We start from the raw sequence: 5,338 nt of genomic DNA, 5'->3' as shown, positions 1-5,338 counted from the left end.
CCCGGCGTGCGGGGCGGGTGCGCGCGCCCGGGGGGGGGGGGGGGGGTTGTTTGGCGTGGGTGGAGAACTCGGCGAGGAGGCGGCGGGTTACGCCGGGGGAGAGGAGGGCGTCGCCCGCGGCGACCACGCGGACGGCGCGGAGCAGGTCGGCGGGTTCGGTGTGTTTGACCAGGAAGCCCGCCGCGCCTGCCCGGATCGCCTCGAAGACGTATTCGTCGAGCTCGAAGGTGGTGAGGACGACGACGCGGACCTCGGCGAGCGCGGCCTCGTCGGCGATCATGCGGGTCGCGGCCAGGCCGTCGAGGATGGGCATGCGGATGTCCATCAGCACCACATCGGGGACGAGCGCGCGGGTCATCCGGACGGCCTGCTCGCCGTTCTCGGCCTCGCCGACGACCTCGATGTCGTCCTGGGCGTCGAGCAGCGCGACGAACCCGCCACGCACCAGCGCCTGATCATCGGCGACCAGCACGCGCGTCTTGCGTGCGTCGAACCGGTCGTCGGGGTCGCTCATGCGCTGGCCTCCTTACCGTCAGCGCCAGCCTCCGCGGAGCCCGTGCCGCCTGCGCCGGCGCCTGCACCCCCGGTGGCGGAGCCCGCGGCAGAGGCGGATTGGCGGGAGGCACGCGATGCGTTGTTGCGCGGTTCGGCCGCCGTGGCCGCAGGTTTGGCAGGCAATCTGGCCGCCACCCGGAACCCACCGGACGGCCGTGGCCCGGCCGTGAGCGCCCCGCCGAGCGCGTGCGCCCGCTCCCGCATGCCGATGATCCCGTTCCCACCCGCACCGGTGCGCACCGCGGTACTCGTCGGCCGCGTGTTGTCGATGGTGATGTCGACCGATTCGGGCGTGTAGCGCAGGGTGATCACGGCCGCCGCGCCGGGCGCGTGCCGCACCACATTGGTCAGCGATTCCTGGATGATCCTGGCCGCGGCCACATCGATCACGCTGGGCAGCTTCTTGGGCGTCCCGATGATCTTGGTGTCGACATCGAGCCCGGTCGCCCTGGTGCGCTCGAGCAAGGTGTCGAGATCATCGAGCGACGGCGCGGGCGCGCGGGGAGCGGGCCGGGGCGGCGCGACAGGAGCGACGGGCGCGGGCGAATCGGCGGCAGGCTCGGCGTATTCCTCGACCGGGGGTGCCGCCGCCACACCACTGCGAATGGCATGCAGCAGCGTATGCACCTCGGCCAGCGCCTCTTTGGAGGTCGTCTTGATCGTGGCGAGCGCGGCCGCCGCCTGCTGCGGTTTCCGGTCGAACAGCTCCAGGGCCACCGAGGACTGCACATTGATCAGCGAAAGACTGTGCGCGAGAACATCATGCAACTCACGGGCGATGGCGAGCCGCTCCTCGCTGGCGGCCCTGGCCTGCTGCGCCTGCTCGTCGCGGCGCGCGGCCTCGGCCCGCTGCCTGCGCGCGAGCACCACCGCCCGCCGCTGCCGCACCCCCTCGGCGATCCCGACGAGCACACCGATCCAGGCCAGCAGGCCGAAGATCTGCCACGCGTCGGTGTCGCGCCCGAGCAGCGCGGGCAGCGGCCACACCATCGTCAGATAGCCGACCGCGGCCACCGGGTATGTGCGCCACCGTGATCCGTTGACCGCGGCGGTCAGGAACGCGATGATCAGCGACAGGAAGATCGGCCCGTAGCCGTAGTCGCGCAGCACATACGACACCGCCGCGAGCAGGGCGACCAGCAGCACCGGTTCGGGCAGCACGCGCCGGAAACCGAGCGCGATCGGACCGGCGAGCAGCAACAGGTACGCGAACGCGTCGAGCGAGCGCACCCCGCTCTGATGCGTATTCGCACCGGAACTCCCGGCGAGCTGGATCACCGCGACCACCACTGCCAGGCCCCAGTCCACAACGACCGAGCCACGCTCCCATTTCGCAGACGCTCCCACCTCACTCACCCTATTGCGTAGGGCCGCCCTCCGCGTCGGCCTGCGCCCGTAATTCCGGTGCGAACCATCCTGCGGCGCCACAGCGGCCGGTCAGCGGGCCGGTCGAGGCGAATATCCAGCGTCGGGAACGACAGCGAGTAGTCCGCGCGACGTAGTCACGAAGCCGCTCCGCGACGGATGCCCCGGCACCCCATCGGCGCGGATTCTGATTCCCATGAACGATTCGATCGTGGTCACCGACGAGCTGACCAAGCGCTATGGCGAGCACATCGCGGTGGACGCGGTGAGCATGCGAGTCGCCGCAGGCGAGATCTACGGCTTCCTCGGCCCCAACGGCGCCGGCAAAACCACCACCCTGCGCATGCTGGCCGGCCTGATCCGCCCCAGCGCGGGCACCGCCCGGGTGCGCGGCCTCGCACCGGGCGACCCGGCGGTCTTGCGCCGCATCGGCGTCCTTATCGAGGGTCCCGGCTTCTACCCCTACCTCTCGGGCCGCGACAACCTGCGCGTGCTGGCGCGCTACCGCGGTCACGGCACCGCCGACGTCGAGAAGGCGCTGGAACGAGTGGGCCTGGCCGACCGGGCAGGCGACCGCTTCCGCACCTATTCGCTGGGGATGAAACAGCGCCTCGGCGTCGGCGCCGCCCTGCTCGGCGACCCGGACCTGCTGATCCTCGACGAGCCAACCAACGGCCTCGATCCCGCGGGTCTGGCCGAAATGCGCACGCTCATCACCGATCTCGCGGCCGACGGGCGCACCGTGCTGCTGTCGAGTCACCAGCTCGCCGAGGTGCAGGAGATCTGTCACCGCGTCGGCGTGATCTCCGGCGGCAGGCTGCTCGCCGAATCGACCGTCGCCGAATTGCGCGGCGCCGCAGCACTGTTGGTGCGCGCCGAACCCGCCGACATCGCCCTCGACGCGATTCGCACCGTCGCTCCCGCACGGGCGAGCGCGGACGGGATCAGGGTCGAAACGTCTGCCGCGATGGCGCCGGTGGTGGCCCGCGCCGTGGTCTCGGCGGGCGCCGACCTGCTGGAACTGCGCGTCGACGAGAAATCCCTGGAAGAAGTCTTTTTCGAGATGACGGCTATGGAGGTCGCGAAATGACCGATGTGACAAGAGATCTGTGGACGAGTATGCGCGCGGAGTCGGTGCGGCTCGGTCGCTGGCCGGCGTTCTGGATCGTGCTGGGCGTGTGGGTCCTGCTGAACCTGACCTTCGCCTACCTGTTCAACTACCTCGCCTACACCTCCGGCGAGAGCGGCGCCATGTCGGACGGTCTGCCCCGCGACGTCCTGCTCGGCCAGCTCATGCCCGCCGCCGTCCCGGAGGTCTTCACCCAGGGCATGGCGATGTTCGGCGGCGCGCTGATGCTCATCCTGGGCGCGCTCGCGGTCGGCAGCGGGTACGGCTGGGGAACCTGGAAAACCGTGTTCACCCAGGGACCGAGCCGCCCGGCAGCGGTCGGCGGCCTGCTCGTGAGCCTGGTGGTCGTGGTGGTGGCCCTGGTCTGCGTGGCGTTCGCCGTCGACCTTGGCGTCGCCTCGCTCATCGCGGTGAGTGAGGGTCAGCCGCTCACCTTGCCATCCCTGGAGCGATCGCTTCTCGGAATCATCTCCGGCACAGCCATTCTGAGCATGTGGACCTTGGCGGGCGCACTGATCGGCGCCATCGCGCGCGGCCCCGCCCTCGCGGTCGGCCTCGGCCTGGTCTGGGTGCTCGTCGTCGAGAACCTGCTGCGCGGCGTGGCAGCCATCTTCGGTCCCATCGAGACGTTCACCGACCTGCTGCCGGGAACCGCCGCCGGATCCCTGGCAGGCGCGATGCGCACCGTCAGCGGCCCGGCTACCCCCGGCGTCCTCGACATCCTCACCCGCGGCGAGTCCCTCGCCCTGCTCACCGCCTACGTACTGGCCTTCGCGGGCGGCACCATCTGGTTGATGACCCGCCGCGACCTGACCTGATTCTCAGGACCACCCGGCCGGGTTCGATGCGGTCTCGCGCGAGATGCCCGAACCCGTGTCCGGGAAATCGCCGTAGAGCTTGTCGTGCAGGTGGGCGAAGAAGTAACACATCTCCTCGGACTCGGCGTCCGGCAGCGCGGCTTCCGGGTCGGCGCGCACGGCCTCGTAATACTCGCGGCCCATGGCGACGATGAAGCCGCGGGCGTAGAGGAAGCCGTCGTCGGAGCCGTCGGTGATTTCCTGGATGTCGGCGCGGTCGATGTCGTAGAGCGCGCGTTCGGCGACCCGGTCCAGTGCGGTCAGTTCGGCGCTGGTGAAATCGGTGCTCAGCGAGCGCAGGGCGTCGACGAATCGGCCGAGGATGTCGTCGTCGAATTCGCCGTCGAGGAGAGCGCGGCGCGACCCGGATCCGGTTCGCTCCCAGGCGGTTTCGATCAGTGCCCAGAATCGAGCGGCTTCGGTGTCGGTAGGAAGTGTCGTCACCCGCGTGACGGTAGCGGCAGGGGCCGACAGGTCAGGACTGGTCGAGCAGGCGGTGGGCCAGCGCCGCCAGCCCCTCGGTGATCTGGCCGGGTGAGAGTCCGCGTTCGCGTTGGTGCAGATAGACCTCGGCTGCCACGGGCGCGAGGGCAGGATCGACCAGGGAATCAGGTTGCGCGACACCAGCTTCGACGATCAGCGCGCGCACATGGGCGGACCAGAATCCGTAAGCGCCGGTGGCGAACCGCGCACCGCCGGATTCGGCCCCGAGTACCAGATGCGCATGGGCCGTGAGCAATTCGACCATCGCGGCATAGAAGGCGGCGAGCCGGTCGGCGGGTGACGCGCCGGGGCCGAGTGGGGGTTCCCCGCGCAGGAGTTGTTCCTGCAGCGCGCGTTCGTGTTCGTCGAGCAGGGCGACGGCGATCGCGGTGCGGTCGGGGTAGCGGCGGTAGAGGGTGCCGCGGCCGACGCCCGCCGCCTTCGCGATGTCGTCCATGGTGACCGTGCGCGGGTCGCGGGTGGCGAACAGTTCGGCGGCCGCCGCCAGCACCTTCGCCCGGTTACGGGCCGCGTCGGTGCGCTCGGCGGGCTGCGGTGCGTCCAGCGCCGTGCCGGTGAGCAGGTCGGATCGGGGCTCCATGATGTCGACTGTAGCCCAGAAACGAATATGTGGACAAGCTGTCCACTTGTGTTCTATCGTCGAGACATGGCAACCGGACATGTTGTCCATTTATGGAAGGCTCGACCATGACACACCTGCTGCACCTCGACGCCAGCGCTCGCACCCGGTCGCTGAGCCGCAGGCTCGGCGCGGAATTCGTCCAGGCCTGGCGCGCCGAGGCACCGGACGGCGAGTACACCTACCGAGACCTGACCGGGGCGCGCCCCCCCCAGCACGGGCGGCGGGGGGGGGCGGCAGCGCGCCCCCCCACAGCACCGCCGCGCGGCGCGCCCCGCACCCGCCCCCCCGACGGCCGCGCAGCCCCGC

The 5,338-nt window shown here is 70.6% G+C and carries 7 protein-coding genes; 3 read left to right on the top strand and 4 right to left on the bottom strand.

Annotated elements, in window-relative coordinates:
* Together ACFWPJ_RS19765 and ACFWPJ_RS19760 are read right to left on the bottom strand one after the other, a co-directional pair.
* Nucleotides 1-514 (bottom strand): response regulator transcription factor (locus tag ACFWPJ_RS19765; RefSeq protein WP_378853335.1); only part of this gene is annotated, 514 nt, incomplete at its 3' end.
* Nucleotides 511-1,902, bottom strand: a complete 1,392-nt coding sequence (locus tag ACFWPJ_RS19760) for a sensor histidine kinase (protein ID WP_378853333.1) — start codon at nucleotides 1,900-1,902, stop codon at nucleotides 511-513. The genes ACFWPJ_RS19760 and ACFWPJ_RS19765, both read right to left, overlap by 4 nt.
* Before the next feature lie 214 nt (nucleotides 1,903-2,116).
* Here ACFWPJ_RS19760 and ACFWPJ_RS19755 point away from each other — a divergent pair, with 214 nt between their 5' ends.
* Nucleotides 2,117-3,010, top strand: a complete 894-nt coding sequence (locus ACFWPJ_RS19755; protein WP_378853331.1) for an ABC transporter ATP-binding protein — start codon at nucleotides 2,117-2,119, stop codon at nucleotides 3,008-3,010.
* Nucleotides 3,007-3,867: an ABC transporter permease gene (locus ACFWPJ_RS19750; RefSeq protein ID WP_378853329.1), complete on the top strand. Its 861-nt coding sequence runs from the start codon at nucleotides 3,007-3,009 to the stop codon at nucleotides 3,865-3,867. Before ACFWPJ_RS19755 ends, ACFWPJ_RS19750 begins: the two co-directional genes overlap by 4 nt.
* Before the next feature lie 3 nt (nucleotides 3,868-3,870).
* On the opposite strand, the gene ACFWPJ_RS19745 is transcribed toward ACFWPJ_RS19750, so the two are convergent.
* Nucleotides 3,871-4,350, bottom strand: coding sequence for a DUF4240 domain-containing protein (locus ACFWPJ_RS19745; protein ID WP_378853327.1), 480 nt, complete (start codon nucleotides 4,348-4,350; stop codon nucleotides 3,871-3,873).
* A 31-nt stretch (nucleotides 4,351-4,381) separates the two neighbouring features.
* A complete protein-coding gene (locus tag ACFWPJ_RS19740; protein WP_378853325.1) occupies nucleotides 4,382-4,990 on the bottom strand; it encodes a TetR/AcrR family transcriptional regulator in 609 nt (202 codons plus the stop codon).
* A 107-nt stretch (nucleotides 4,991-5,097) separates the two neighbouring features.
* Between ACFWPJ_RS19740 and ACFWPJ_RS19735 the strand changes: the two genes are divergently transcribed.
* The coding region (locus ACFWPJ_RS19735; RefSeq protein WP_378853323.1) for an NAD(P)H-dependent oxidoreductase at nucleotides 5,098-5,338 on the top strand (241 nt) is incomplete at its 3' end.

The sequence above is a fragment of the Nocardia sp. NPDC058497 genome (assembly GCF_042720195.1).
GTDB lineage: Bacteria > Actinomycetota > Actinomycetes > Mycobacteriales > Mycobacteriaceae > Nocardia.
Note: the sequence above shows the minus strand (reverse complement) of the source record. Positions and strands in the feature narration are given on the sequence as shown.